Annotated in this window: 26 protein-coding genes; 17 read left to right on the top strand and 9 right to left on the bottom strand. The window is 63.2% G+C overall.

What is annotated here, in order from left to right; translation table 11 throughout:
- Positions 1–17 precede the first annotated feature (17 nt).
- Both ACVOLL_RS00725 and purT read right to left on the bottom strand, forming a co-directional pair.
- Positions 18–1925 (bottom strand): HEAT repeat domain-containing protein, encoded by a 1908-nt coding sequence (locus tag ACVOLL_RS00725; RefSeq protein ID WP_481511108.1) that lies wholly within the window; start codon positions 1923–1925, stop codon positions 18–20.
- 90 nt (positions 1926–2015) lie between these two features.
- Positions 2016–3200: a formate-dependent phosphoribosylglycinamide formyltransferase gene (gene purT, locus ACVOLL_RS00720; protein ID WP_481511107.1), complete on the bottom strand. Its 1185-nt coding sequence runs from the start codon at positions 3198–3200 to the stop codon at positions 2016–2018.
- Between the two features lie 244 nt (positions 3201–3444).
- Between purT and ACVOLL_RS00715 the strand changes: the two genes are divergently transcribed.
- The 7 genes from ACVOLL_RS00715 to ACVOLL_RS00685 are packed head-to-tail and all read left to right on the top strand — an operon-like array spanning position 3445 to position 7674.
- A complete protein-coding gene (locus ACVOLL_RS00715) occupies positions 3445–4326 on the top strand; it encodes an SPFH domain-containing protein (protein ID WP_481511106.1) in 882 nt (293 codons plus the stop codon).
- 22 nt (positions 4327–4348) lie between these two features.
- On the top strand, positions 4349–4633 hold the full coding sequence (locus ACVOLL_RS00710; RefSeq protein WP_481511105.1) for a hypothetical protein: 285 nt from the start codon (positions 4349–4351) through the stop codon (positions 4631–4633).
- On the top strand, positions 4630–4809 hold the full coding sequence (locus tag ACVOLL_RS00705) for a type II toxin-antitoxin system antitoxin (protein ID WP_481511104.1): 180 nt from the start codon (positions 4630–4632) through the stop codon (positions 4807–4809). The genes ACVOLL_RS00710 and ACVOLL_RS00705 overlap by 4 nt, the downstream gene beginning before the upstream one ends.
- Positions 4806–4988: a DUF4177 domain-containing protein gene (locus ACVOLL_RS00700; protein ID WP_481508888.1), complete on the top strand. Its 183-nt coding sequence runs from the start codon at positions 4806–4808 to the stop codon at positions 4986–4988. Before ACVOLL_RS00705 ends, ACVOLL_RS00700 begins: the two co-directional genes overlap by 4 nt.
- Positions 4989–4996: 8 nt before the next feature.
- Positions 4997–6283 (top strand): alpha/beta hydrolase, encoded by a 1287-nt coding sequence (locus ACVOLL_RS00695; protein ID WP_481511103.1) that lies wholly within the window; start codon positions 4997–4999, stop codon positions 6281–6283.
- The gene (locus tag ACVOLL_RS00690) at positions 6280–6852 is read left to right on the top strand and encodes a PH domain-containing protein (protein ID WP_481511102.1); all 573 of its coding nucleotides are present in this window, start codon (positions 6280–6282) and stop codon (positions 6850–6852) included. The genes ACVOLL_RS00695 and ACVOLL_RS00690 overlap by 4 nt, the downstream gene beginning before the upstream one ends.
- A 9-nt stretch (positions 6853–6861) precedes the next feature.
- On the top strand, positions 6862–7674 hold the full coding sequence (locus tag ACVOLL_RS00685) for a M15 family metallopeptidase (protein WP_481511101.1): 813 nt from the start codon (positions 6862–6864) through the stop codon (positions 7672–7674).
- Positions 7675–7853: 179 nt separating this feature from the next.
- On the opposite strand, the gene ACVOLL_RS00680 is transcribed toward ACVOLL_RS00685, so the two are convergent.
- From ACVOLL_RS00680 to ACVOLL_RS00660, 5 genes are all read right to left on the bottom strand, one after another.
- Positions 7854–8528 carry a DNA-3-methyladenine glycosylase family protein gene (locus ACVOLL_RS00680; protein ID WP_481511100.1) on the bottom strand — a complete coding sequence of 225 codons (675 nt, stop codon included), beginning with the start codon at positions 8526–8528 and terminating at the stop codon, positions 7854–7856.
- A gap of 3 nt (positions 8529–8531) precedes the next feature.
- Positions 8532–8903, bottom strand: a complete 372-nt coding sequence (locus tag ACVOLL_RS00675) for a DUF423 domain-containing protein (RefSeq protein ID WP_481508883.1) — start codon at positions 8901–8903, stop codon at positions 8532–8534.
- A 98-nt stretch (positions 8904–9001) separates the two neighbouring features.
- The gene (locus ACVOLL_RS00670; protein WP_481511099.1) at positions 9002–10141 is read right to left on the bottom strand and encodes a polyketide cyclase; all 1140 of its coding nucleotides are present in this window, start codon (positions 10139–10141) and stop codon (positions 9002–9004) included.
- Positions 10142–10479: 338 nt separating this feature from the next.
- Positions 10480–11121, bottom strand: a complete 642-nt coding sequence (locus ACVOLL_RS00665) for a response regulator (protein WP_481511098.1) — start codon at positions 11119–11121, stop codon at positions 10480–10482.
- Positions 11121–12320, bottom strand: a complete 1200-nt coding sequence (locus ACVOLL_RS00660; protein ID WP_481511097.1) for a sensor histidine kinase — start codon at positions 12318–12320, stop codon at positions 11121–11123. The genes ACVOLL_RS00665 and ACVOLL_RS00660 overlap by 1 nt, the downstream gene beginning before the upstream one ends.
- Before the next feature lie 149 nt (positions 12321–12469).
- On the opposite strand from ACVOLL_RS00660, the gene ACVOLL_RS00655 reads away from it, so the two are divergent.
- The 5 genes from ACVOLL_RS00655 to ACVOLL_RS00635 are packed head-to-tail and all read left to right on the top strand — an operon-like array spanning position 12470 to position 15475.
- The gene (locus tag ACVOLL_RS00655) at positions 12470–13060 is read left to right on the top strand and encodes a GNAT family N-acetyltransferase (protein ID WP_481511096.1); all 591 of its coding nucleotides are present in this window, start codon (positions 12470–12472) and stop codon (positions 13058–13060) included.
- A 1-nt stretch (position 13061) separates the two neighbouring features.
- Positions 13062–13850 carry a septum site-determining protein MinC gene (gene minC / locus ACVOLL_RS00650; RefSeq protein WP_481511095.1) on the top strand — a complete coding sequence of 263 codons (789 nt, stop codon included), beginning with the start codon at positions 13062–13064 and terminating at the stop codon, positions 13848–13850.
- Between the two features lie 32 nt (positions 13851–13882).
- Positions 13883–14692, top strand: coding sequence for a septum site-determining protein MinD (gene minD, locus ACVOLL_RS00645; protein ID WP_481511094.1), 810 nt, complete (start codon positions 13883–13885; stop codon positions 14690–14692).
- 2 nt (positions 14693–14694) lie between these two features.
- Entirely contained in the window at positions 14695–14946 is a 252-nt protein-coding gene (minE, locus tag ACVOLL_RS00640) for a cell division topological specificity factor MinE (protein WP_282271139.1), read from the top strand.
- A 40-nt stretch (positions 14947–14986) separates the two neighbouring features.
- Complete coding sequence (locus ACVOLL_RS00635; RefSeq protein WP_481511093.1) at positions 14987–15475, top strand: hypothetical protein; 489 nt, start codon at positions 14987–14989, stop codon at positions 15473–15475.
- An 85-nt stretch (positions 15476–15560) separates the two neighbouring features.
- Here the strand turns inward: ACVOLL_RS00635 and ACVOLL_RS00630 are convergent, their stop codons facing one another.
- Both ACVOLL_RS00630 and ACVOLL_RS00625 read right to left on the bottom strand, forming a co-directional pair.
- Positions 15561–16841: a sensor histidine kinase gene (locus tag ACVOLL_RS00630; RefSeq protein WP_481511092.1), complete on the bottom strand. Its 1281-nt coding sequence runs from the start codon at positions 16839–16841 to the stop codon at positions 15561–15563.
- Complete coding sequence (locus ACVOLL_RS00625; protein WP_481511091.1) at positions 16838–17530, bottom strand: response regulator transcription factor; 693 nt, start codon at positions 17528–17530, stop codon at positions 16838–16840. Before ACVOLL_RS00625 ends, ACVOLL_RS00630 begins: the two co-directional genes overlap by 4 nt.
- A gap of 180 nt (positions 17531–17710) precedes the next feature.
- On the opposite strand from ACVOLL_RS00625, the gene ACVOLL_RS00620 reads away from it, so the two are divergent.
- From ACVOLL_RS00620 to ACVOLL_RS00600, 5 genes are all read left to right on the top strand, one after another.
- Entirely contained in the window at positions 17711–19441 is a 1731-nt protein-coding gene (locus ACVOLL_RS00620) for an ArnT family glycosyltransferase (RefSeq protein ID WP_481511185.1), read from the top strand.
- Positions 19442–19653: 212 nt separating this feature from the next.
- Positions 19654–20430, top strand: a complete 777-nt coding sequence (locus ACVOLL_RS00615; RefSeq protein ID WP_481511090.1) for a phosphatase PAP2 family protein — start codon at positions 19654–19656, stop codon at positions 20428–20430.
- Entirely contained in the window at positions 20427–22082 is a 1656-nt protein-coding gene (locus ACVOLL_RS00610) for a phosphoethanolamine transferase (protein ID WP_481511089.1), read from the top strand. Before ACVOLL_RS00615 ends, ACVOLL_RS00610 begins: the two co-directional genes overlap by 4 nt.
- A 600-nt stretch (positions 22083–22682) precedes the next feature.
- On the top strand, positions 22683–23117 hold the full coding sequence (locus tag ACVOLL_RS00605; protein WP_481511088.1) for an EamA family transporter: 435 nt from the start codon (positions 22683–22685) through the stop codon (positions 23115–23117).
- Between the two features lie 70 nt (positions 23118–23187).
- Complete coding sequence (locus ACVOLL_RS00600) at positions 23188–25203, top strand: M2 family metallopeptidase (protein ID WP_481511087.1); 2016 nt, start codon at positions 23188–23190, stop codon at positions 25201–25203.
- Positions 25204–25530: the final 327 nt, after the last annotated feature.

The raw sequence follows: 25530 nt of genomic DNA, 5'->3' as shown, positions 1-25530 counted from the left end.
CATTGCTTGACCTCTTCCTACGGCCAATCATCTGCCGCCATCATGGCTGCCTCAGCAACTTCCTCGGCAACCGCCTCTGCTTCCTGCCTGGCAAGCGCCTGCGACCTTGCGGACAACTTGTCCGGCACCGGCTTCCTGCACTCCGCCATGCGCATCTTTCCGTCGGCGGAGACCACGATCGTTCCACCGCTGTAAGTGGCCACCAGCAGTTCGCCGTTGGTGGTCAGGTACGTTCGCATGGGTGCCCCTGGAAGAATCCGCCATGTCGAAGCCTTCCAGCCAGCCGCGGTCTGTTCGATGCTGATCAACGCGCCCCGATTGCCCCCAAGGTGAGCAATACCAACCACCGCCACATAGCCATCACCGAAGCGGAAGATGTCTTCAACGTTTTCCTGCAACAGTTCGTGTTGCTGACCCTGCTCACCGAAGAAGAGCAATTCCCCGCCCCACTCTCCTCGGTCACTGCCGAGCAACCAGCCGCCGGGCACACGCAACGCTGTACTCGGAACCTGTTTCACCAGCCGACGCTTTTCAACGATTTTTCCCGTTCCAGCGTCCCCCTCAGGAGGCGGCGCGATTTCGATCTCGCTTCGGTTATAGGCCAGCGCTTTCAGATTTGCAGCATGCGTCGGCGCGCGTAGTTTGGTTGCACTACTCTCAGCCAGCTCACCATCAACCGGCACACCACATACAGGAACGCCATCGTCTTCACCGATCTGAATATAGCGGAAGAACTCGGATGGGAAGTTGTCTGGGTGGAACCGCGAAACATAAGGTTCGCAGTTACCTATCCTGGTGATTGCCAGCGTGGCCGCTTGTCGGACCGGTAGATACCAGTGCAGCGTGCTTGCCCGCTGCAGTGCCGGCAGGGCAGCAACTGCCTTGATCCGCCCCAGCGAGTCCGCCGCCGTCCATGCCAACCGCGGGTCCATCGGATCATCCAACTTGCCAGCCAACGCCGGTCCAGCAGCGGCATTGCCGATAAAGCCCAAGGCCCTCGCCGCCGCGACCCGGACTTCCGGATCGGCATCATCCAACAGCGCAATCACCCTGCCCGCAGCGCCGGCCGCGGCCGGCCCCGCCTGCGCAGCATCTCGCAGCGTCAGCGCGTCAGGATCGACAAGGCGCTGCACGAATATGCCGCCAGCCTCACTGGAACCGATAGCGACAAGTGCATTGTCGATCGCCGGCGCCAAAGAGGGCCGACGGCTGCGCAACTGCAGCAGCTCAGCTTCGAGCCCCAAGGCCGGCAGCCCGAGCTCGGAAATCATTCCAATAGCACCGTAGCCCACCTGATCGCTTACATCAGGCGCCACGGCAATCGAGAGCAGCTGGGGCGCCGCGGCGGCACGGACTGATGGTGGCATGCGATGCAGCACTTCTCCCAACAGAAAATGCAGGTGACCATCGCAGGCTGTCTCGCAGCGAGCGGCTTCCACGATGTAAGGCACGGCCCGCGCGCCACTCAACTCAACGGCATAGGCTTCTTGATTGTGCGGCGCACTGTCCGAGCGCAGATAGCGCTGCACGGCTTCGCCGGCAGCTTCGTCCGTGTCCATCCGAGCAAGTGCCGGTGCCAGCCAGCCCAGACCACGATCAAGCCCGCGCCTGATCTCTGGCAGGTAGGCAGGGTCTATATGCGGCACATCCCGCAGCACCCTGCCAGCCAGCTCGGAAACGGCGATATCCGCGCTTTCCAACAGCGGCACAAGTGCCGCATCAGCACCAGCAAACGTGCTGATGCGCGCAAACAGCGCCTCTGCCTGTGCACGCGCCTCAGACGTCCGTGGCGGGGCCTTCGCCAACATCTGCAAACTGCCGACGCATATTTCCAATGACGTACACGGCAGCCCAGTCGGTGCACGCACCGCAGCTGCCGGCAGCACAGCAATGACCACAATCGTCGCAGCAGTCCAGGCCAGCAATCTACGCATCTCCCCTCCATGAGGATCAAGCAGGACACAAGCACGACAACATAGCCGTTTGGCGCAGGCTCGGACCTGCGCCGGCATCGGTTACCGCAGTTCAATACCGATTGCCGCTGCCGCATCACGTGCAATCGCACGTGCCTGGTCTACATCGGCTGCCCGCGCCAAAGTCACGCCGACGCGGCGTTGGCCCTGCACCATCGGCTTGCCGAACAGGCGCAGCGCCGAATCCGGATGGATCAGTGCTTCGGCCACGTTGCTGAAGAACGGCACACCATTGCCCTGCGCCAACATCGCGCACGATGCCGATGCACCGTTGTGACGAATGACCGGGATCGGCAGGCCAAGGATGGCGCGCGCGTGCAGCGCGAACTCGCTCAGCTCCTGCGATACCAGGGTGACCAGACCGGTGTCATGCGGTCGCGGCGAAACTTCGCTGAACCACACCGCGTCGCCCTTCACGAACAGCTCGACACCGAACAGGCCCCAACCGCCAAGGTCGTCGGTGATGGCACGGGCAATCTGCTGTGCGCCTTCCAGCGCCCTGGCCGACATCGCCTGCGGCTGCCAGCTTTCGCGATAGTCGCCGTCCTTCTGCAGGTGCCCCACCGGGTCACAGAACGCGGTGCCGCCGGCGTGGCGCACGGTCAACAAGGTGATCTCGTAATCGAAGTCGATGAAGCCTTCGACGATGCAGCGGCCGGCACCGGCGCGGCCGCCGGTCTGCGCGTACTCCCAGGCCGGGCCGATGTCGGTCTCGCTGCGCAGCGTGCTTTGGCCCTTGCCCGAGGACGACATCACCGGCTTGACCACGCACGGCAGGCCGATCGCGGCGACGGCGTCGCGGTACTCGGCTTCGGTATCGACGAAACGATAGGGCGAGGTCGGCAGACCCAGAGTTTCCGCGGCCAGACGACGGATGCCTTCGCGGTCCATCGTCAGGCGCGCGGCGCGCGCAGTCGGAATTACCCGCAGGCCCTGTTCGGCTTCCAGCTGCACCAGTGTCTCGGTGTGAATGGCCTCGATCTCCGGCACCACCAGATGCGGCTGCTCCTGCGCAATCAAGGCCTTCAACGCGGCCGGGTCCAGCATGTCCAGCACGTGACTGCGATGCGCGACCTGCATGGCCGGAGCGTTCGCATAGCGGTCGGCAGCGATCACTTCCACCCCGAAGCGCTGCAGCTCGATGGCCACTTCCTTGCCCAGTTCACCCGAACCAAGCAGCAGGACACGGGTAGCGGATGGGGACAACGGGGTACCGAGGGTGATCATCAGGCAGGTCCGGAAGGCGCAAAAGAGGGTGCCTATTCTAGGCAAGGCGGCCCGAAGAGGGGGCGCTAGCCCGCGTACACCCTGGGGAATGAGCAGGAGGACCGTGGCGATGGCGAACCGTAACCCGGGTGCGCCCCGCTTACCCGGGCTACGGCTCCCGGGCCTGCCGGGAGCTATGCCAAAATCGCTTGCATGTTGATATCAATTTGATATCTTCAATTCCAACTACCACGGAAGATGTGCCATGAAAGAGAAGTCCATCGGTTCCATTACCGGCATTCCCACCCTGCTTGGCACCCTCCTGATGATGCTTGCAGGCACCATCGCAATCATCGCAGCGATCGTTGTCACCAAGAACGGCACCGGTGGCGGCGGGCCGATGGCGATTGGCGGCATCGCATTGGTGGTTGTCGGCCTCTTCCTCAGCTGCGGCCTGTACATGGTCCAGCCCAACCAGGTGGCGGTGATCAGCCTGTTCGGCAAATACGTCGGTACGGTCAAGGACAACGGCCTGCGCTGGAACAACCCGTTCTTCAGCAAGCGCACCGTCAGCCAGCGCGTGCGCAACTTCGAGAGCGGCAAGCTCAAGGTCAATGAACTGGACGGCTCGCCGATCGAGATCGCAGCGGTCATCGTCTGGCAGGTAGTCGATGCTTCCGAAGCGGTCTACAACGTCGACGACTACGAGAGCTTCGTGCACATCCAGTCCGAATCGGCGCTGCGTGCGATGGCCACCAGCTATCCCTACGACCAGCACACCGAAGGCCAGCTTGCCCTGCGCAGTCATGCCTCCGAGATCTCCCAGCACCTGAAGGACGAACTGGCCGAGCGCCTGGCCGATGCCGGCGTGCAGGTGCTTGATGCGCGCATCAGTCACCTCGCCTACGCACCGGAAATCGCCCAGGCCATGCTGCAGCGCCAGCAGGCCAGCGCGGTGATCGCCGCACGCACGCAGATCGTCGCCGGTGCCGTCGGCATGGTCGAGATGGCGCTGCTGGAACTGCAGAAGAACGCCGTCGTCACCCTCGACGAAGAGCGGAAGGCGCACATGGTCAGCAACCTGTTGACCGTGCTGTGCTCGGACCGCGGTACCCAGCCGATCGTCAATGCCGGTTCGCTGTACTGAACAACGCAGTGAGGTAATCGCAGTGAATGTTTTCGCCCCCCTGATCATCGCCGCCACTGGCATCCCTGCTCTCTGCTTCGCCGTATGGAGCGGACGCCCCGGCACCGCGCATGCACGCGGGCTGGGCCTGCGCTGGGCCTTGATCGCGCTGTGCATGTTCGTGGCTGCCACCGGCGTCTATCTGGCTGGTGATAACCGCAACATCGCCTACGGCGTGATCATCGCGTTGGTGGTGGCGGTCAATGCGCTGGGCATTTCGCTGGTGCTGCACCTACGCCGCGGCAACAACGGAGCACCCCGCCGGTGAGCGAGAAGAAGGCCTATCCGCTGCGCATCAACGCTGATGTTCTGGCCGCGACCCAGCGCTGGGCCGACGACGAGCTGCGCAGCCTCAACGCGCAGATCGAGTATGTGATCCGCGACGCCCTGCGCAAGGCAGGTCGTCTACCCAAACCTCAAGAAGAACCCAAGGAAGAGCAATGAGCACGCAGTGGAAATACCTCGTTGTCGAATTGAAAACCACCCTGATGGGCAGCTTCAAGGCAGAAGCATTGCAGGAAGAGCTGGACAAGCAAGGTCGGCTTGGCTGGGAACTGGTCAACGTGGTCCACGCCACACCAACCATTTCCACCCCCACCCTGGTTTTCAAAAAGGCACTGTGATGAAAGCCTTGAGCGGATTGATCACAGCAGCGATTCTTTCCCTCGCCGGCAGCGCACAGGCTGCCGGCCCGGCCAGCTTGGCCACCCAGCTGCTGGACCGGCTCGATGCTGGCCAGTACGCGGCAGCCGAAGCGGACTTTTCCGCGCAGATGAAAGCGGCAGTACCGGCAGACAAGCTCAAGGCGGTCTGGGAGTCGCTGCCCGCGCAGATGGGCGCGGCCGGGCCTCGTGGTGAAGCCGTAACCAGCGAAGTCGACGGCTTCCGTATCGTCGTCATTCCACTGCGCTACGCCAACGGCGCTCTGCAGGCACGCATCGCACTGGACAAGGACGACAAAGTTGCCGGCTTCCTGGTGCAGCCTGCGGCGGCTGCACCAGCACCGCCGCCTGCAGCTGACGCCAGTTTCATCGAACAGGAGTTCAACGTGCCAGCCACTGGCAGCGCCGCCGCGGCATTGCCGGGCACGCTGACCCTGCCCAGGGGCGAAGGCCCCTTCCCTACCATCGTGTTGGTGCACGGCTCCGGTCCACAGGATCGCGACGAAACCATCGGCCCCAATCGTCCGTTCCTCGACATAGCGCGCGGCCTGGCAACGCAGGGCATTGCTGTGCTGCGCTATGAAAAACGCAGCCACGCGCGTCCGCAGGATTTCAAAGGCAGCTTCAGCATCGATGACGAAACCACCGACGATGCGGTCGCCGCGGTAAACGCGCTGGCAGCCAACGCCAATATCGATCCTCGACGCATCTACCTGCTGGGTCACAGCCAAGGTGGGTTGCTGGCTGGACGCATCGCCAAGGCCGCCAATGGCAAGCTGGCAGGATTGGTGCTGCTTGCTGCGCCTGCGCGCCCCATCCTCGATCTGCTGGCCGAACAGAACCGCTACATGCTCGGGCTGGACAGCAAGATCAGCGCCGAGGACCAAGCGCAACTCACTGCGCTGGATACTGCCATCGCGAGCGTGCGTACCAATCCAGAAGCTCGCTTGATGAATGTTCCCGGTCACTTCTGGCAGCAGCTGGAAGCTGTCGACCCCATCGCCGACGCACGCGACAGCAAGCTGCCGGTGCTGGTGCTGCAGGGTGGCCGCGACTTCCAGGTGATCGACACCGACTGGCAGCTATGGAACAAGGGCCTGCAGGGGGAGCGCTACCGCTTCCGGCACTACCCGGCACTCAACCACCTCGGCATCGCCGGTGAAGGCAAGGGCTCACTGGAAGAATACGCGCGCCCGGGCCACGTCGATCCAGCACTGATCAACGACATCGCGCTATGGATCAAAGCACAGCAATGAGCAGCCGCAACACCACGCCAACCGAGACAAAAGTGTTCGACGTTGCCAAACCAACCAGCTCACTCCTGCTCTGGTTGTGGGCGCCCATGCTGCTGGTGCTCAGCATCGATCCGCTGATCAGGCTGTACGCCGGCAAGCCGCCGTTCCAGACGACATTCGCCTCTTGGGGTGGCTGCTTGGTACTGTCCTTGGTGGGTGCAGCGCTCACGTTGGCCTACCGTCGGCGAGCGCTGCGCGTTGAACCGAAGCAATTGACCATCGCCGCCACCTTGTACACCCGGCGCGTGGCGCTGAGTTCGATGCGGCTGGACCGCGCGCGCGTCGTCAATTTCGCAGAAAACCCTGATTTCAAGCCGGGCGGGAAATCCAATGGCTTCCAGTTCCCCGGTTTCCGCGCCGGCCACTTTCACATGAAGGGCGGCGGCAAGGCGTTCTGCCTGATCACCGACAACAGCCGCGTACTGGTGATTCCGCTGCGCGACGGCAACAGCGTACTGGTCAGCCCCGAGCAACCGCGCGCCCTGCTGGATGAACTCAAGCGACTGGCCGACGGCGGCGCACGGGCCTAAGCTGCGCATATGCGCAACGCTCCCCACATCCTGCTCAACACGCCCGACATCGAAATCTGGCCAGGCGGCCTGTTGCGCGCGCGCAGCAGTGACGACGCCCGCGTGCTGGCCCGGGCAACTCAAGTGCTACGACGCAAGCGCGATGGCCGCTATCTGGCCGCACAGCTACGCGGCGGACTGATGCCCTTGGTGACCCGGCTGGCGGACGAACCCGGCATCGACTTTGCGTTGACCGCACTGGAAGCCCTGCGCTCTCAGCCATCCCGTATCCCGCCGCCGAGCGGCAGCCTGCCGTTACATCAGCTGCATCTGCATCTGCAGCAACTGGATCTGGATGCCGGCGCCTATGCCGCGCAGACCGGTTTGCCACTGGTCGCCGAACCGGCGCATCTGCGCCTGGCCGGTTTTGATCGCTACCGTCGCCCGCTCTGGCTGACCGGCGGTGCAGCGCGCGGCTGGCAGCGCATGCAGCAGGCAGCTGCTATTGATGGCGTCGCGCTGGATGCGATTTCCGGCTACCGCAGCCATGACTATCAGCTCGGCATTTTTGAACGCAAGCTGGCGCGTGGCCTGAGCGTGGAAGAGATCCTCACCGTCAACGCCGCCCCTGGCTACAGCGAGCACCACGGCGGTGACGCACTGGACATCAGCACACCGAGCGAGCCGCCTGCCGAAGAATCCTTCGAGCACACCGCAGGGTTTGCCTGGCTGCAGCAGCATGCAGCAGATTACGGCTTCCACATGAGCTACCCGCGCAACAACCCGCACGGCATCGTCTACGAGCCCTGGCACTGGTGCTATCGCAGCGTTGCGCCGTTGTAGGAACGGCGCAAGCCGCGAAGCTGATGAACTGTCCGATGCATTGCCTGCAAGGCGCCTGCCGAGCATGGCTCGGCACTACGGATAAGCATTTGCTCCCAGGTATGCCTGCGACCTGATAGATCATGGGCTTCGCGGCTTACGCCGCTCCTACAAAAGAGCAGCGTCCATAACGTTACTGCTCAGTCCTGCGAGCGATTGGTCTTTTGTTTAGGCTCGGCGCTGAAGTCGGCGATGCGCCATAGATACAGGCTGGCCCAGGTGCGGTACGGGCCCCAGCGCTCGCCGCGCTCGGCCAGGGCTTTGGGCGTCAGCATGGTCTCGCTGCCGTCGACACGTTGGGCGCCCTTGCGGATACCAAGGTCATCGATCGGCAGGATGTCGGGCCGGCCGAGGCGGAACATCAGCATCATCTCCACGGTCCAGCGGCCAATCCCGCGCACCGCCACCAGAGCGTCGACGATGGCCTGATGATCCATCACCGACATCTGCCGCAGACTAGGCAGTTCACCGGCGCGCTCGCGCCGGGCGAGGTCGCGCAGCGCCAAAGCCTTGTTGCCGGATACGCCACAAGCGCGCAGGCCGGGGTCATTAATCAGATCAAGACTTGCGGCGTGTAGACGCTTGCTGCCAATCGCCGATTCCACGCGCCCGACTATCGTCGAGGCGGCCTTGCCACTGAGTTGCTGGAACAGGATCGCCCGCGCCAACGCATCTACCGGATCGAACGAACGCGCCCAGCCTTGCGGGGCCGGCAACGGTCCAACCCGGCGCATCCAAGTAGCCAGGCGTTTGTCCACCCGCTGCAGATGCGCCTGTGCTTCATCGATGTCGAAGCCACGCCGGTAGCGGGGCATGGTTCAGCGGCGCAAGGCACTGAGTGCCAGCAGCACCCAACCGCCCATCAAGGTGATGCCGCCCGCCGGTGCCAGCGTCGTCGGCCAATGCATCAGCACATTGCCGACCAGGCTGCCGGAGAACAACAAGGTACCGACCAGCAATACATACAGCGCACCTCGACCCAACTGGTTCACCGAGGACGCACCCAATCCCACCAGCACAACGCCGTGGCCGAACGCGTACAAGGACCCGGTGTTCAGATGTGACTGTGCCAGCGGATCACTCACTCCATGCGAGGCATAGGCCGACAAGCCGATCGCCGCGGCCGCCAGCAGGCCGCCGCAGAAGGCAAGAAACGAGGGCTTACGCGTACGCCGTTCCACTCCCAACATCTCGTTCTCCAATCAATCCTGAAAACACCATCCATAAAAAAACGCGCCGCTGGAAGCGGCGCGTTTTCTCGATCAAATCATCGTCAACAGCCCGATGATTACTTGACAGCCCAGTAGAGGTCGTAGGAACCATCGACGGTGAAGGCCTTGGCCACACCACCCTTCCACGACTCATACGGACGATCAACGACTTCGTTACCGGTGGTGGTAGCCCATGCACGCAGGCCGTTACGGGCCAGGTCCAGGCCAGCCATGTGGCCGGTGTAGGAAGCGAATGCCGAACGGTGGGCCGGAGCATGCACGTAGGTCACCGGGTTGCCCGCGGGGATCTTGACGCTCAGCTCGGCCGCATCACCAGCAGCAACCGGTGCGGCAGCAACGGCCGGAGCGGCAGCTTCGCCGTCCTTCTTGTCGGCAGCCGGAGCAGCAGCGCTGCCCTTGCGAACCGGCAGAGCCACGTCGAAGGCGTACTTCTCAGCACCGAAATCGGTGGTGACGATACGGACCGGACCAGCGGCGACCAGGCCATTGGCATCCATCGTGCGCTTGATCCATTCCATGTTGTCGTCAATCGACTTCTGGATGGCATCGTTGTTGCGATCGATGTTACCGGCGTTGACCACCAGCAGATTCTCAGCCGGCACCTGGACAACCTTAAGGTCGGTCAGCGGTGCTTCGGCAGCGGCGTAGTCAACGTTCGGCACCGAGGCCAGCATGTTGGCCATGCGCGACAGACCCAGCTTCAGGTCGTCACCGATGTGACGGCTGACGTACAGGCCGGCGTAACGACCAAACAGGTCGAAACCGTACTTGACGCTGTAGTCCTGGGTGATCTTGACGTTGCGATCGTTCTTGCCGGTCGGCTCGAGCGTGAACGAGGTCACCTTGTCGGTACCGCGGGTCGGATCTTCGATGGCAATCACGACGCGCTTGTTCTTTTCGCTATCGGTGATTTCCCAGCTGCCCTGGCCCAGGTCCTTGGAGGCATAGTCCATACGGGCGCCCTTGCCGGCGTCCGGGCCGCTGAACTTCAGCTCCACGGCCTTGTCGCGCAGCACAAGCGGATTCCAATCCTTGAAGCGGCGCAGGCTGTTGACCGTGTCATACACGATCGTCATCTTGCGATTGGTTTCGATGCTTTCGGTAATGTGGCGCTCGCCCGGCAGACACACGCCAATGAGGACAAACAGGCCAGCCACGATCCCCAAAGCGATCAGGAACTCGATAATACGGGTCATTCAGGAGTCTCCGGGGCCGATCCCACGGCCGGGTTGATTTGAAGGGAAGCCCCCATCCTAGCAGGCTTTCCGCAGGTTGTTCAGCACATTTGGCGCACCGGTTTCCATTACCAGAATGCGCTATCTCAATCGATAGGCCGCAGGGTAGCGTATCAACCACCAACCCTACGCGCCTTCAGCCGATAGCTTGGACTGTACTTCGTCCGTAGCGACGCTATTTTCCACTGTGAATGGTGTCCAGCACCAGTACCGGAAGCATCTTTGCGCAAATCACCTGCCGCATCCTCACCGGCGCTGGGTGCCGCATTCATCTAAGCCATATCGGCGCCGCACCCAACTCAGACCAGCTGCAATTCAAAGGCCTTGAGCACTGCACGGGTACGGTCACGCACGCCCAGCTTGGACAGAATGTTGGAAACGTGGTTCTTGATGGTGCCCTCGGCCACGCCCAAGGAGTTGGCGATCTCCTTGTTGGAGAAGCCGCTGGCCATCAACCGCAGGATCTCGGTCTCACGGTCGGTCAGCGGGTCCGGCCGGTCCAGGCTGACGAACTCGTTGCGCATGTGTTCCAGCCCAGACAGCAAACGCTGGGTCACCGCCGGCTGCACCAAGGAGCCACCGTTGGCCACGGTACGGATGGCCCCCACCAGCTGCTCCAGGGTCACATCCTTGAGCAGATAGCCCTTGGCACCGGCCTTGAGCCCGGCCAGCACCAGCTGGTCGTCGTCGAAGGTGGTCAGGATGATCGAAGGCGGCAGGGTGCCGGCGCGACTCAGCGTCTGCAGCGCCTCCAACCCGGACATCACCGGCATGCGCATATCCATCAGCACCACATCCGGCTGCACCTGCGGAATCATCTCCACCGCCTGGCGCCCATCGATAGCCTCGGCCACCACTTCAATACTGTCATCCAGCGCCAGCAGCGAACGGATGCCCTGCCGGACCAGGGTTTGGTCGTCGACCAGACAGACACGGATCATCAATTCACTCCTTGTGGCCCTGAGGCCAACATCATATTGGTAACCAGTGGCAGGCTGGCACGAAGACGGAAACCCTCACCGCTTCGCGCTGATACGTCCAGCACACCCCCATACTGCGCCAGCCGCTCGCGCATGCCGCGCAAGCCATTGCCGGGCATTATTTCCTCGAAATCACCGCCGATGCCGTCATCATGCGCGCTGATGACGACCTGGGCTGCATCTCGCTCCACCCTGATCCACAGATTGTGGGCGCCGGCATGGCGCACCGCATTGGTGATGATTTCCTGCGTACAGCGCAGCAGCACATGGGCGCGCTCGGGGTCTTCAACACTGAATGGATCTTCGATCTGCAGGTGGATATCCAGCGACGGCACCCGCTCGGTCAGCGGCCGCAGGGCCGCCGCAAGGTCGATCGCCCCGCTTTCGCGCAGTTGACTAACCGCCTCGCGTACGTCGGTGAGCAGCAGTTTGGCCAGGGTATGCGCCTGCCGCACGTGCTCCTGCGCCTGGCCCTCGGTGATATGCCCGGCCACTTCCAGATTCAGGCTCAGCGCGGTCAGGTGGTGGCCGAGCAGGTCGTGCAGCTCACGGGAAATACGGGTGCGCTCGTTGACCCGGGCGCTTTCGGCCAATAGCAGCCGGGTGGCACGCAGCTCGGCGTTCAAGCGCCGCTGCTCCTCCCGCGCCTGGGTCTGCTGCCGCGCCACCAGACTGGTGACAAAGATGAACATCGAGAAACCGCCATACAGCAGCGACTGCAGCAGCGCCTCGAACAGCGGCAGGCCCAGAATCAGGTTATAGACCGGCAGCACCGCCAGCTGGCTCAGCACCAACCAGATGACACCGACCCAGCGGCTCAGCAGCCAGGGGATCACCCCGGCCGCGACCATCATCAGGATGCTGCCCAGGCCGGTTGCGGACAGATAGCTGACCACCAACGCCGAGACCGTCAGCAGCAGCAGCGCCAGGCGGTCGTACCAACTGGTATGGCCGGCAGCATTGAGCCCACGGGTCAGCCAGAAGTAGCAGCCGCCAAAGGTCAGGTAGGCCACGAACAGCCAGACAGCCTCGCCGGCGGCAGGCTGCAGCACGCCCTCCTCCGGCGCGTACTGGGTATAGATCAGGGGCAGACTGACCAGGGCCCAGGTAAACAGGCCGGCCAGGCGGAGGACTCGGGTATGGCTGAGGTATCCCAACATGCGTGCATGGTAAGGACCCGAGCGCCCCAACGCCCTCCCTCGGAAGTCATGCTTGGCGACCTTCGCTGATGGCTCGCCCGGCTCGTGCCACCCATGCGATAATCGCGCCACAGCCCTTTGGGCCGACCGCGATACCCCACGGAGTCACAATGTCGATTGTTATCCGCGACGTGCGCGAGCACGAGCTCGATTCCGTCCTGGCACTGAACAACAACGCTGGTCTTGCGATTCTTCCGCTGGATGCAGCCAAGGTCCGCCGTTTCTACGAAACCGCCGAATACTTCCGGGTTGCCGAACGCGACGGCAACATGGCCGGCTTCCTGGTCGGCTACGGCAGCAACAGTGTCCATGACAGCTGCAACTTCGCCTGGTTCCAGCAGCGCTACCCCAGCTTCTTCTATATCGACCGCATCGTGGTGGCCAGCCGTCGCCGTGGCGGTGGTGTCGGCCGCGCGTTCTACGCCGATGCCCAGAGCTACGCTGAGCTGCGCTACCCACAGATGGCCTGCGAGGTCTTCCTCGACCACGGCGCCGACGCCGCCCTGCTGTTCCATGGCAGCTTCGGCTTCCGCGAGGTCGGCCAGAACACCATGCCCTCGGTCGATGTGCGGGCCAGCATGCTGCTCAAGGATCTGTGCAGCTACGAGTGGGTAAAAGAGACCTATGGCGACAACCTGCCCGACGTTCCCTGGGTAGGCAACACACGCCGGCTGCTGCAACAGCGGCCGACCGGAACCTGAGATGGCAGTGAATTTGGATTACGAGCAAGCTGGTGAACTGAAAATCGGGCAGGTCGGCATTGCCAACCTGCGCATCCGCACCCTCGACGTGGAGCGCCTGGCCCAGGAAATGCGCGAACGCGTGGCGCGTGCGCCCAAACTGTTCGGCCGCGCGGCGGTGATCCTGGACTTTGGTGGTTTGAGTCAATTGCCGGACCTGGCCACCGCACAACGCCTGGTCAACGGCCTGCGCGAAGCCGGTGTCCTGCCGGTGGCGCTGGCCTACGGCACCAGCGAAACGGAAACCCTGTCGCAGCAGCTGGGCCTGCCGGTACTGGCCAAGTTCCGCGCCCAGTACGAACCGCTCGAAGCCGAACCTGCAGCCGCACCGGCGCCCGCCCCCAAGCAGAGCAAGCGCGCCGCAGCCGCAGTAGCAGCCCCTGCGCCTGCCGCACCGGCAGCCGCAGACGGTACTGCACCGCAGCCCGGCAAGATGCAGCTGAGCACGGTGCGCTCGGGCCAACAGCTTTACGCAGAGAACTGCGACCTGACCGTACTTTCAACGGTAGGCGCCGGTGCCGAGGTCATCGCCGACGGCAGCATCCATATCTACGGTACGCTGCGTGGCCGCGCATTGGCCGGTGCCCAGGGCAACACCAGCGCACGCATTTTCTGTCGCGACTTCCACGCTGAACTGGTCGCGATTGCAGGACGGTATAAGGTACTGGACGATATTCCGGACAACCTGCGCGGCAAGGCCGTGCAGGTGTGGCTGGAACAGGACCAGATCATGATTGCTGCGCTGGATTGACGCAGCTCACAACGACATTCAGGAGAGATCCTTTGGCAGAAATCATCGTAGTCACCTCCGGCAAGGGCGGCGTCGGCAAGACCACCTCCAGCGCCAGCATCGCCTGCGGCATCGCGCGGCGCGGCAAGAAAGTTGCCGTCATCGACTTCGACGTCGGCCTGCGCAACCTTGACCTGATCATGGGCTGCGAGCGCCGCGTGGTGTACGACTTCGTCAACGTGGTCCACGGTGAGGCCACGCTGAAGCAGGCCCTGATCAAGGACAAGCGCTTTGACAACCTGTTCGTGCTGGCTGCCTCACAGACCCGCGACAAGGACGCCCTGAACAAGGAAGGCGTGGAGAAGGTCCTCAAGGACCTGGCTGCCGACGGCTTCGACTACATCATCTGCGACTCCCCGGCCGGCATCGAGAAGGGCGCGTTCCTGGCGATGTACTTCGCCGATCGCGCGGTTGTCGTGGTCAACCCGGAAGTGTCTTCGGTGCGCGACTCGGACCGCATCATCGGCCTGCTCGACTCCAAAACCGCCAATGCCGAAGCCGGCAAGGCCGTACCGGCCTACCTGCTGCTGACCCGCTACAGCCCCTCCCGCGTTGAAAGCGGCGAGATGCTGAGCATCACCGACGTGGAAGAAGTGCTGGGACTCAAGGCCATCGGCGTCATCCCCGAGTCCGGCGACGTGCTCAATGCCTCGAACAAGGGCGAGCCGGTCATTCTGGATGCCGAGTCGCCGGCCGGTCAGGCCTATGAGGATGCCGTTGCTCGCATCCTGGGTGAAGAGCGCCCGATGCGCTTCACCACCGTGGAGAAGAAGGGCTTCTTCAGCAAGTTGTTTGGAGGATAAGCATGGGACTGCTCGACTTCCTGAGACAGAAGAAGACCACCGCCGAAACGGCGAAGAACCGCCTGCAGATCATCATCGCGCAGGAGCGCAGCACCCGTGGCGGCCCGGATTACCTGCCGCTGCTGCAGCGTGAGCTGCTGGAAGTCATCAAGAAGTACGTCAATATCGACGCCGACGCGGTCAAGGTGGACCTGGTCAAGGACGGCGCCAACGACGTGCTCGACATTTCCGTGGCCCTGCCCGACGACAAGTGATCAGATTCCGGCGGCTACGGCCGCCGGAACTCAAGTACCCGTGAACGAAAATCCTGCCAATCAACCAACCCAGCCCGTGCTGTGCGTTGGCGATATCCAGTGGGCCGACGCTGCGAACCTGCTCGCCCGCCACGGCCTGCACCTCAATCACGTAGCAGCTGGCGAGAAGATTCCCGGCAGCTATTGGGGCGAGCCCGAGGCCGGCATCATCGCCAGCGATGTCTACGTGCGCGACGACACCCCTGTGCATTCGATGCTGCACGAGTCCTGCCACCTGATCGTACTGCCGCCCGAGCGACGTGCGCAGGTGCACACCGACGCCACCGACTCAGTGCCCGAGGAAGACGCCACCTGCTACCTGCAGATCGTGCTGGCTGGGCAACTGCCGGGCGTAGGCAGCGCGCGCCTGATGGCCGACATGGACAGCTGGGGCTACACCTATCGGCTGGGTTCGACCCAGGCCTGGTTCGAGCAAGACGCAGAAGATGCCCGCAGCTGGCTGATCGAGCGCGAGCTGCTAACACCGTAAGCCTGTAGTGCCGAGCCATGCTCGGCAGAAACCTTCCCGGTAAAGCCCCAGCGCAGCATGGCTGCGCTCTACAGGTAAAGCGCTCCTAGCGCGGCCTGGAACTACTCATATCCAAGGTGACCCGGGTGCCCCGGTCGCGCTGCGAATGAATTTCCAACTGCCAGCCAAGGTGGTCGCACAACCGTGCAATCAAATCCAGGCCAATGCCTGCGCCCAGGTTGCGCTCGCCCTTGCTCATCCGCGCATATACCTGCGCGACTTCTTCCGGGCTCATGCCGTGGCCGGGGTCTTCAATGGTCAGCACTGCGTTGGCGGAAATCCCAAGCCGCACCACGCCACGGTCGCTGTTCTCAATCGCATTGCGCAGCAGATTGCCAACCGCCGCCTGCACTACAGCCAACGGCGCCAGCACCCGGCAGGGAGCGACTTCCACCAACACAAGTTCCAGTTCCTTGCCCTTGGCCAGGTAGCGATGGTCTTCGGCGATCTCCGGCAGCAGCTCGTCCAGCGCCACCAACTCACTCATCGCCGACAACTTGGCCGGATCACGCGCAAGCACCAGCAACAGCTGGATCAGCTGTTCCATGCCGTTTGACGTGTTGCGCACGCGCAACAGTTGCTGGCGCGCCCTTTCCGGCAGCCCGGGCTGCTCCAACGCCAACTCGGCCGCACCGGTGATCACCGCGATCGGCGTGCGTAGTTCGTGACTGGCGGTGCTGATGAACGCGCGTTCGCGCTCGACGAAATGCTCGTTGCGTCGCAGGTAATCATTCAAGGCACCGGCAATTACTTCCAACTCGGTACTGCCGCGCTTATCCACTCGTACCTGCTGGCGACGGCGCTCGGGCCGCAGCTCAGCGATATCCTGTGCCAGCACCGATAGCGGGCGTACCAGCCGGGTCATGCCCACCCAGGCCATCAGCAAGGTCACCAGCAACAAACCGATGCCAGCGAGCAACGCCCAGCGGGTGACAAAGTGCTCAAGCTCGCCGAAATCGGTGATATCCAATGCCAATACCACCCGCCCGAAATCGCTGGTATCACGCACCATCACCGCCGCCTGCTTGCCGCCCAGCAACGCGCCGTCATGCAGGCCTGGGTGCAACTGTGCCAGATCATCAGGAATCCCACCCGGCTCACTGACGGCGTAGAAATGCAAGGTATCCGAATCCTGCCAGTGGTAGGCGGGATCGACACGCATCTGGCCGATGATGCTGTCCAGCTCGGTGTTCAACAGCGAGCGCCACACCGCGTGCTCGGCATGCTCGTGCACATAGTTGGCGGCACTGAACACCGCCAGCGTTATCAGCGCCACGTATACAGCCAACCAGCCCAACAACTTGCGACGCAGGGTACGGCGTTTCATTGCGCGCTTTCCGCCACCGGTGCGGACAGGCGATAACCCACGCGCGGCAAGGTCTGTAGCAGCTTCTGCTCGAACGGGCCGTCTACCGCGCGTCGCAACTCGTAGATATGCGAGCGCAGCATGTCGCCATCCGGCGGCTCATCGCCCCAAAGCGCGTATTCGAGCTGATTGCGGGTAACCGCCGCCGGGCTGGCGCGCATCAGCACTTCCAGCAGCTTGCGGCAGGCCGGGTAGAGATGCAGTACCTGACCTCCGCGACGGGCCTCAAACGTAGCCATGTCCAGACTCAGGTCATGGACCTCCAGCCGCTTGCGTGGGTTGCGCCCGTGCGTGCGCGCCAGCACCGCTTCAAGCCGCACTTCCAGTTCCGGCAGCGCGAACGGCTTGGTCAGGTAATCATCGGCGCCGGCGCGGAAGCCGGCGATCTTGTCCGGCAGCTCGTCACGGGCGGTCAGCATGATTACCGGCACTTCGGAACGGAACTCCTCGCGCAGCTTGCGCAACACCTCCGGCCCCTCCATGCGCGGTAGCATCCAGTCCAGCAGGATGGCGTCATAACTCTGGGTACCGGCCAAGTGCAGGCCGGTGATGCCGTCCGGGGCGACGTCAAGCGTGTGCCCGCGGGCTTCGAAATAATCGAAGAGGTTGGCGATCAGGTTGCGATTGTCTTCAATGACCAGCAGCCGCATGCGGGCATGACCTTGCTGCCCCGGGCCGAGGCATTACCGACGTATCCTAGCGCCGCTGCCGTCGAATTGTCGTTGGAATGGCATCCAAACCTGCAACGCTGCGTTCGCGGCGCATGGTTTCGACGCGTTTCCAACGCCACCTGCGTCATCATCCTGCCAGCCTTTGACACCGAGCCGCCTGTGCGCACAAATCCACCGCGTTCCTCCAGCACGAAACTATGGTTTGCCATCCTCATCGCGCTGGTCATCGCCAGCCTGCTGGCCGGGCTTGGCATGCGCTCCCCTGCCCCGCCTGACGAGCCACGCTTCGTGTTGGCCGCACGGCACATGGTGGAGACCGGGCAGTGGCTGCTGCCGCACCGCGGCAGCGAGTTGTATGCGGAAAAGCCGGCCACCTTCATGTGGATCCAGGCAGCCACCTACAAGCTCATCGGCGATTGGAACCTCTCATTCCTGATTCCTTCCTTGCTGTCGGCGCTGCTCACCCTGTGGCTGACCTGGGACATGAGCCGGCGGCTGTGGAACCGGCAGATCGCCCGCTATGCGGTGATCGGCCTGTTTGTCTGCATCCAGTTCGGACTGATGGCCAAACGCGCACAGATCGACATGGTGCTGGTCGGCATGACCACCCTGGCCCTGTGGGGACTGGTACGGCACCTGTTGCTTGGCCCGAACTGGTGGGCGCTGGCCCTGGCCGCCTTCGCGGCAGGTGCCGGCACGGTGACCAAGGGCGTGGGCTTCCTGCCGCTGCTGATGTTGCTGCCGTGGATGGCCTGGCGCTGGCGTCATCCGCAGGCCGCCGGGCCGGGCCGCAGCTGGGGCTGGTGGCTGTTGTTGCCTGCCTTTCTGGCCGGCACCGCGATCTGGCTGGGCCCGCTGGCCATCGCCCTGTTGCAGAACCCCGATCCGCACCTGCAGTCCTATGCCAAGGAACTGCTGTTCAAACAGACCGGTACCCGCTACGCCAATGCCTGGCACCACCACCAACCGTTCTGGTACTACCTGCAGGTAATGGCCACGCTGTGGCTGCCAGGCAGCCTGCTGGCGCCTTGGCTGGTGCCTGCCTGGTGGCGCCGCTGCCGCCGTGCCGATCCACGCTACATCCTTCTGCTGGGCTGGGCCCTGCTGGTACTGGTGTTCTTCAGCGCCAGCCCGGGCAAACGTGAGGTCTACATCCTGCCGATGCTGCCTGCCTTGGCCGTAGCCGCAGCGCCATTGCTGCCTGGCCTGCTACGCCGCACCAGCGTGCGCTGGCTCCTGATGCTGTATGTGCTGCTATTGGCCGTGGCCACGCTGGTGGTCGGCTATGGCGCGGTGCACGGCGATGGTTGGGCCCAGCGCAGCGCGATCAAGCGCGCGATCGACCCATGGGTGTTGCCGCAAGTTGGCTGGTGGTTGATCGGCTTTGGCGCCGCCTCACTACTGTTGGTGCTGGTACTACGACTGCGCCGTGCCGGGCTGGCGGTGGTGCTGACCACGGTAATGCTGTGGTCGATGTATGGGCTCGGCGCCATGCCAGCACTTGATCCCTATAGTTCCGCCTCGCTGGTGATGGACAAGGCGCGTGCGCGCATCGGCCCGGACGCGGAGCTGGGCATGGTTGCCTGGCGTGAACAGAACCTGCTGCAGACCCACCCACAGGCTACCGACTTCGGCTTCAAACGCCCGGTTGCCGAACAATGGGAAGACGCAGCGCGCTGGGTGACTGAAGACCCACAACAGCGCTGGCTGTTCGTACTGGACAAGGCGATGACGCCCTGCGCCGACCAAAGCCAGGTCATCGATATCGGCAGTGCGAACCGCAACAACTGGCAGTTGCTGCCCGGCACCGCGCTGCAGGCTGACTGCGTTGCCAGGACCCATGGCGTCGTAGCCGGCGGCGAAGGCGCGCTGGAGAGCGACGGCGACTGACACCCGCCTGTCGGGCTTGTTGATGCAGGCTTGTTGAAACACGCGTAAGAGTGGCTGCGGCGGATCCAACGCAGCCACTCTTACGCCTCAGCCGCTGTGGTCAAACCGGCGGCCAAACTGAAACGCCGACATAATCTCGACATCGTTCCGACCTGTCTCCGACATATCTCGGCACAGCATGGCCGCATCCCGTTTCATGGCGCCCAAGCTACATGTCGCAGCCCCCCACTTCCGCCGCCCTGGTCCCGGTTGCCGAACGCAGCCGTCTGAGCTTCGCCGGGCGCACCCTGCTGATCCCACTATTGGTCGTCGCCTTTGGCAGCCTGTTGTTGATGGCCGGCAACGGTGATCAATGGCTTGCCGATCAGCTGTTCCGCTGGCAGGGCAGCCAGTGGGCGTTGAAAGACGCCTGGTGGACCAGCCACCTTATCCATAAGGGCGGCCGCAACCTGACCTGGTTTGTCGCGCTGCTGGTGATCCTGGCGCTGATCCGCAGCTGCATGGACATGCGCTGGCGTCCGCTGCGGCGGCCACTGGCGTACCTGATTTCGTCGGTAGCGCTGACCACCAGCATCGTCGCGCTGCTGAAATCCTGGACCCATATGGACTGCCCCTGGGACCTGGAGCGTTACGGCGGCCTGCGCCCCTTCATTGGCTTGTTCGAACAACGACCGGTTTCGCTGGGCCACGCTGCCTGCTTCCCGGCCGGGCATGCAGGCTCGGGCTACGCATGGGTGGCGCTGTTTTTCTTCATGCTGCAGGTACGCCCGCAATGGCGCTGGCCGGCACTGAGCATCGCCCTGCTGATCGGCATGGTGTTCGGCCTGGCCCAGCAGCTGCGCGGCGCCCACTTTGCATCGCATGACCTGTGGGCGCTGGCGATCAGCTGGCTGGTCGCAACAACCCTGTACCTGTGGATGTTCAATCCCACTACATCGGCCGCCTCCCTGTCGCGCGCTGCTATTGGCAACGTCGGAGAAAAAGCATGAGCGTCGCTGCCCCCCGTACTGTCGGACTGCCGTCGTCTTGGGTGCGCCTGCGCAACTGGCGCCCGGAGATCAGCACCGAAGCCCTGATCCTGTTGGCCAGCGTGTTTTTTGCACTGGTCTGCAACAACCTGTTCTGGCGCAGCGCGATTGCCACCAACCCGAGCAGCATTCTGTTCGCGGTATCGCTGTTTGCGCTGTTGGTAAGCGTGCATGCAATTCTGTTCAGCCTGCTGATCTGGCGCTGGAATGCCAAGGTTGTGCTGACGTTGTTGTTCATCACCACCGCCTTCGCCACGCATTACATGAACAGCTACAACGTCTATCTGGACGCAGACATGCTGCGCAATGTACTGGCCACCGACCACAAGGAATCACGTGAGCTGATGACGCCGGCATTGTTGTTGCCGCTGATCGGCTACGGCCTGCTACCAACCTTGTTGCTGTGGCGCGTGCGGCTGCGCAAGCGCAGCTGGGGGCGAGCCCTCTTGTGGCGTGCCGCCTTCCTGGTTGGCGTGATCGTGGCGGGCGGCGCCGGCACCATGCTGTCGTTCCAGAACGTTTCCGCATTGATGCGCAATCACCGGGAAGTGCGTTACCTGGCCACGCCGGCCAACTATCTGATCGCGCTGAAGCAGAACTTTGCCAGCTCCAGCCCCATGAAGAAGCAACCCAAGTTGCCATTGGGTACCGATGCCAAGGCCATGCCACGTGCGGCTGGCAGCAAACCGCGCCTGCTGGTACTGGTTGTAGGCGAAACCGTGCGTGCGCAGAACTGGGGTTTGAACGGCTATGCCCGCCAGACCACCCCGGAGCTGGCGCAGACCGGCGTAATCAATTTCCCGGACATGCATTCCTGCGGTACCAGCACCGAAGTATCGCTGCCCTGCATGTTCTCGCCGTTTGGCCGTCACGACTACGATGAGAAAAAGATCCGCGGCCACCAGTCACTGCTGCACGTGCTTGAACACGCCGGCATCGCCACCCTCTGGCGCGATAACCAGTCCGGCTGCAAGGGCGTTTGCGACGGCCTCGAAATCCAGCGTCTGGATGATGCAACCACGCCGGGCCTGTGCGCCGATGGCCGCTGCATGGATGAGATTCTTCTGGAAAATCTCGCTGCACAGGTGCGCACCAAGCCCGGCGATCGCGTGGTTGTGCTGCACCAGCTGGGCAACCACGGCCCGAGCTACTTCCAGCGCTATCCGGCGCAATTCCGCCAGTTCGGACCCACGTGTGACACTGCGGACCTGGGCAAGTGCAGCCGCGAGGACATCGTCAACAGCTACGACAATGCAATCCGCTATACCGATCATTTCCTGACCCGCACCATTGCCTCGCTGCGTGGAATGGAAGACTACGACACGGCGATGATCTACCTGTCCGATCACGGCGAATCACTGGGTGAAAAGGGCCTGTATCTGCACGGCGTGCCGTATGCGATCGCGCCGGAAGAGCAGACCCGGGTACCGATGGTGATGTGGTTCTCGCCGGGGTTTACGGCGGATCGTGGCCTGGACATGAGCTGCGTGCGGCGCCGGTCTGCGCAGCGCACCGACCAGGACAACCTGTTCCCCTCGGTGCTTGGGCTGATGCAGGTGCAGACTTCGGTGTATGACCGGTCTCGGGATGTGTTCGCGGAGTGTGCGGGCTGATGGAATGACGGGATTGGCTTTTGGCTTGTTCCGGGTAGCTGCGCCGCAGGTTTGGGAGTTTGAAATGCGGTAGGTCGCGGAAGCCGGAACGCGCGATGCCTTGGGCTTCTGCTTTGGCTTGGGCTTCTGCTTTGGCTTGGGCTTCTGCTTTGGCTTGGGCTTCTGCTTGGGCTTCTGCTTTGGCTTCTGCTTTGGCTTCTGCTCTGGCTTCGGCTTTGGCTTTGGCTTTGGCTTTGGCTTTGGCACTACCTTCCCTTCTCCCGCTTGCGGGGGAAGGTGCCCGGAGGGCGGATGGGGGAGCTGTTGTTGTTGCCGCCTCTGCAGGCCCTGAGTACGCTTTTCTTATCAGGGCAACATTCGATACAGAATCTGCATCGTCAAGACGCAGCAGTTGCATGCAGTCGTAGTATTCACGGTCCCCCGGCTTCGCGGCTCACACCGCTCCTACAAAAGTCTGGCTTCTTCATTCTCCCGGCAAACAAGGTCCGCCAGCCATCGGACCCAACCTCAGACTGATGATCCATCAGCTTCGCGGCTGACGCCGCTCCTACAAACCAGCCTTCCCCACAAACAGCGCGCCGCCTGCAACAAGGAGCTTCCATGGCCACCTTCCCGCAATGGCTTCCCTGGGCACTACTCTCCGCAGTATTCGCAGCGCTGACCGCCATATTCGCCAAGCTCGGCCTGCAGAACATCGACTCAGACATGGCGATGCTGCTGCGCACGGTCATCATCAGCGTGGTGCTGGCCATGTTCGTCGCCGCCACCGGAAAATGGAGCAATCCGCTGCAGCTACCTGGCACGACCGTTGGCTGGCTGGCGCTGTCCGCCCTGGCCACCGGCGCCTCCTGGATGTGCTATTTCCGCGCCCTGCAACGCGGCCCAGCCTCACAGGTAGCCCCGGTCGACAAGCTCAGCGTGGTGCTGGTCGCCATCTTCGCCGTGGCCTTCCTGCACGAGCGCCTGGCCTGGCGCGAATGGCTGGGCGTGGCGATGATCGGCGGCGGCGTTCTGCTGATGGCGCTCAAGCGCTGAGCTTTCTCCACTTGCGGCCCGGCCGCCGCCCTACTAGCCTTCGCCGGTACTTAACAAACCGGGGTTTGCTGTGAAGAATCGTCATTTGGTCCTGGCCGCCGCCGTTGGCGTGGCCGTGCTCTCGCTGGCTGCCTGTAAAAAGGACGCCGCCACCGACGCCGCCAAGCCGGCCACCACCCAGGCCGCACCGGCCGAAAGCGCCGACCAGTTCATCGCCCGCGTCAATGCCGAATACAAGGCCATGTACCCGGAAATGACCTCGGCGCAGTGGCTGTCGTCCACCTACATCAATGACGATTCGGCACGTGTCGCGGCCAAGGCCAACGAGCGCTGGCTGACCGTGCTCAATGGCTGGATCGAGCAGGCCAACAAGTACGACGGCCAGCCGATGAGCGCCGACACCAAGCGCGCCATCAGCCTGCTCAAGCTGATGACCTCGATGCCGGCCCCGCGCGACCCGCAGAAGCTGGCCGAACTGGCTGGCATCGCAACCAAGCTGGAAGGCGACTACGGCGCCGGCACCTACTGCGTGGGCGAAGGCGACAACAAGAACTGCCGCCAGCTCGGCGACCTTGAGAAGGTGCTGGCCACCTCGCGTGACTACGACAAGCAGCTCGATGCATGGCAGGGCTGGCAGTCCACCGCGGTACCGTCGCGCGCCAACTACCAGCGCTTCGTCGAACTGGTCAACGAAGGCGCCCGCGAACTGGGCTATACCGACGCCGGCCAGATGTGGCGCAGCGGCTACGACATGCCCGCCGATCAGGTTGGCCCGGAAACCGACCGCCTCTGGGAGCAGGTCAAGCCGCTGTACGAGCAGGTGCATTGCTATACCCGCGCCAAGCTGGACAAGGAATACGGCAAGGACAAGGCCGAAGTCGGCGGCGGCATGATTGCCGCGCACCTGACCGGCAACATGTGGCAGCAGGATTGGAGCAACCTGTGGGACATGACCGCGCCGTACCCGAACGCGGGCAGCCTGGACATCACCGCCGCACTGGAAAAGCAGTACCAGACCAACCTGAGCGCGGCACTGGCCAAGGCCGGCGGCAGCGACCCGGCAACCCGTTTCAAGGCACAGCGTGAGGCCGAGCTGGTCACCGCCCGCCAGATGACCGAGCGCGCGCAGGACTTCTACGTCTCGCTGGGCATGCCCAAGCTGCCGGAGAGCTACTGGCAGAACACCCAGTTCATCAAGCCGCTGGACCGCAACGTGGTCTGCCACGCCAGCGCCTGGGACATGAACATGGGCGGCGATGGCAAGGACGTGGGCCCAGACGTGCGCACCAAGATGTGCATCACCCCGAACGAAGAAAACTTCACCACCATCTACCACGAGCTCGGCCACATTTACTACGACCTGGCCTACAATCCGCTGCCGCCGTTGTTCCAGGGCGGTGCCAACGACGGCTTCCACGAAGCCATCGGCGACACCATCGTGCTGGCGATGACGCCGAAGTACCTCAACTCGATCGGCCTGGTCGGCGCGCAGCAGGAAAGCCGCGAAGCCACCATCAATGCGCAGATGCGCATGGCGATGTCGGGCGTGTCGTTCCTGCCGTTCGGGCTGATGATCGACCGCTGGCGCTGGGGCGTGTTCGACGGCTCGATCAAGCCGGACCAGTACAACCAGAAGTGGTGGGAACTGAAGGCGCAGTACCAGGGCGTGGCCCCGGCCAGCGCACGCGGCGAAGAGTTCTTCGACGCCGGCGCCAAGTACCACGTACCGGGCAACACCCCGTACCTACGTTACTTCCTCGCGCGCATCCTGCAGTACCAGTTCTACAAGGGCCTGTGCGACGCGTCCGGCTACACCGGTCCGCTCAACGAGTGCAGCTTCTACGGCAACAAGGAAGCCGGGCAGAAGTTCTGGGCGATGCTGAGCAAGGGTTCCAGCCAGCCGTGGCAAGCCACGCTGAAGGAACTGACCGGCACCGAGAAGCTCGATGCTGGCCCGATGCTGGAATACTTCGCTCCGCTGCAGGAGTGGCTGAAGCAGCAGAACGAAGGCCAAATGTGCGGTTGGCAGGCGGCGGCTCCGGCCACTGCACCGGCTGCTGCACCGGCACAGCCTTCCGCACCGTAAGCAGAACCGTTTGGGATACAAGCAAAGGGCGCCGTGATGGCGCCCTTTGCCTGTCCGCCCGCGCGGCACCTGCAGCCAGTCAAAACAGCAGCAGCAACCGGCGACGCCCGCGACTTCGAAGGACGCCATGCGCCTTGACGTACCCGTGCCAGGGCAAGGCTAACCGGTCGGGAATGAGAGTCTGTGCAGATCTTGTTGCACTGGCAGTAGCACCCGCGGCAACGTCGGAGTCACGTGGATAAACGGCGACCACGCCAAGGATGAACATGGGCAATAGAAGCACCGCAATAGACAGCAGCGTTGACGCTCCACTGACCGGGCCCGGCA

The sequence above is a fragment of the Stenotrophomonas sp. STEN035 genome (genome assembly GCF_056759935.1).
The sequence above is the reverse complement of the archived record's forward strand: the minus strand, read 5'-3'. Positions and strand labels throughout refer to the sequence as shown.

What these genes read in the sequence shown, in the direction of transcription:
- purT (WP_481511107.1), bottom strand. Translation starts at nt 3,200, where the DNA reads ATGATCACCCTCGGTACCCCGTTGTCCCCATCCGCTACCCGTGTCCTG.
- ACVOLL_RS00680 (WP_481511100.1), bottom strand. Translation starts at nt 8,528, where the DNA reads ATGCCCCGCTACCGGCGTGGCTTCGACATCGATGAAGCACAGGCGCAT.
- ACVOLL_RS00625 (WP_481511091.1), bottom strand. Translation starts at nt 17,530, where the DNA reads ATGCGGCTGCTGGTCATTGAAGACAATCGCAACCTGATCGCCAACCTC.
- ACVOLL_RS00675 (WP_481508883.1), bottom strand. Translation starts at nt 8,903, where the DNA reads ATGTTGGGAGTGGAACGGCGTACGCGTAAGCCCTCGTTTCTTGCCTTC.
- minC (WP_481511095.1), top strand. Translation starts at nt 13,062, where the DNA reads ATGGCAGTGAATTTGGATTACGAGCAAGCTGGTGAACTGAAAATCGGG.
- ACVOLL_RS00670 (WP_481511099.1), bottom strand. Translation starts at nt 10,141, where the DNA reads ATGACCCGTATTATCGAGTTCCTGATCGCTTTGGGGATCGTGGCTGGC.
- ACVOLL_RS00715 (WP_481511106.1), top strand. Translation starts at nt 3,445, where the DNA reads ATGAAAGAGAAGTCCATCGGTTCCATTACCGGCATTCCCACCCTGCTT.
- minE (WP_282271139.1), top strand. Translation starts at nt 14,695, where the DNA reads ATGGGACTGCTCGACTTCCTGAGACAGAAGAAGACCACCGCCGAAACG.
- ACVOLL_RS00615 (WP_481511090.1), top strand. Translation starts at nt 19,654, where the DNA reads ATGTCGCAGCCCCCCACTTCCGCCGCCCTGGTCCCGGTTGCCGAACGC.
- ACVOLL_RS00685 (WP_481511101.1), top strand. Translation starts at nt 6,862, where the DNA reads ATGCGCAACGCTCCCCACATCCTGCTCAACACGCCCGACATCGAAATC.
- ACVOLL_RS00655 (WP_481511096.1), top strand. Translation starts at nt 12,470, where the DNA reads ATGTCGATTGTTATCCGCGACGTGCGCGAGCACGAGCTCGATTCCGTC.
- ACVOLL_RS00660 (WP_481511097.1), bottom strand. Translation starts at nt 12,320, where the DNA reads ATGTTGGGATACCTCAGCCATACCCGAGTCCTCCGCCTGGCCGGCCTG.
- ACVOLL_RS00605 (WP_481511088.1), top strand. Translation starts at nt 22,683, where the DNA reads ATGGCCACCTTCCCGCAATGGCTTCCCTGGGCACTACTCTCCGCAGTA.
- ACVOLL_RS00700 (WP_481508888.1), top strand. Translation starts at nt 4,806, where the DNA reads ATGAGCACGCAGTGGAAATACCTCGTTGTCGAATTGAAAACCACCCTG.
- ACVOLL_RS00665 (WP_481511098.1), bottom strand. Translation starts at nt 11,121, where the DNA reads ATGATCCGTGTCTGTCTGGTCGACGACCAAACCCTGGTCCGGCAGGGC.
- ACVOLL_RS00630 (WP_481511092.1), bottom strand. Translation starts at nt 16,841, where the DNA reads ATGAAACGCCGTACCCTGCGTCGCAAGTTGTTGGGCTGGTTGGCTGTA.
- ACVOLL_RS00610 (WP_481511089.1), top strand. Translation starts at nt 20,427, where the DNA reads ATGAGCGTCGCTGCCCCCCGTACTGTCGGACTGCCGTCGTCTTGGGTG.
- ACVOLL_RS00690 (WP_481511102.1), top strand. Translation starts at nt 6,280, where the DNA reads ATGAGCAGCCGCAACACCACGCCAACCGAGACAAAAGTGTTCGACGTT.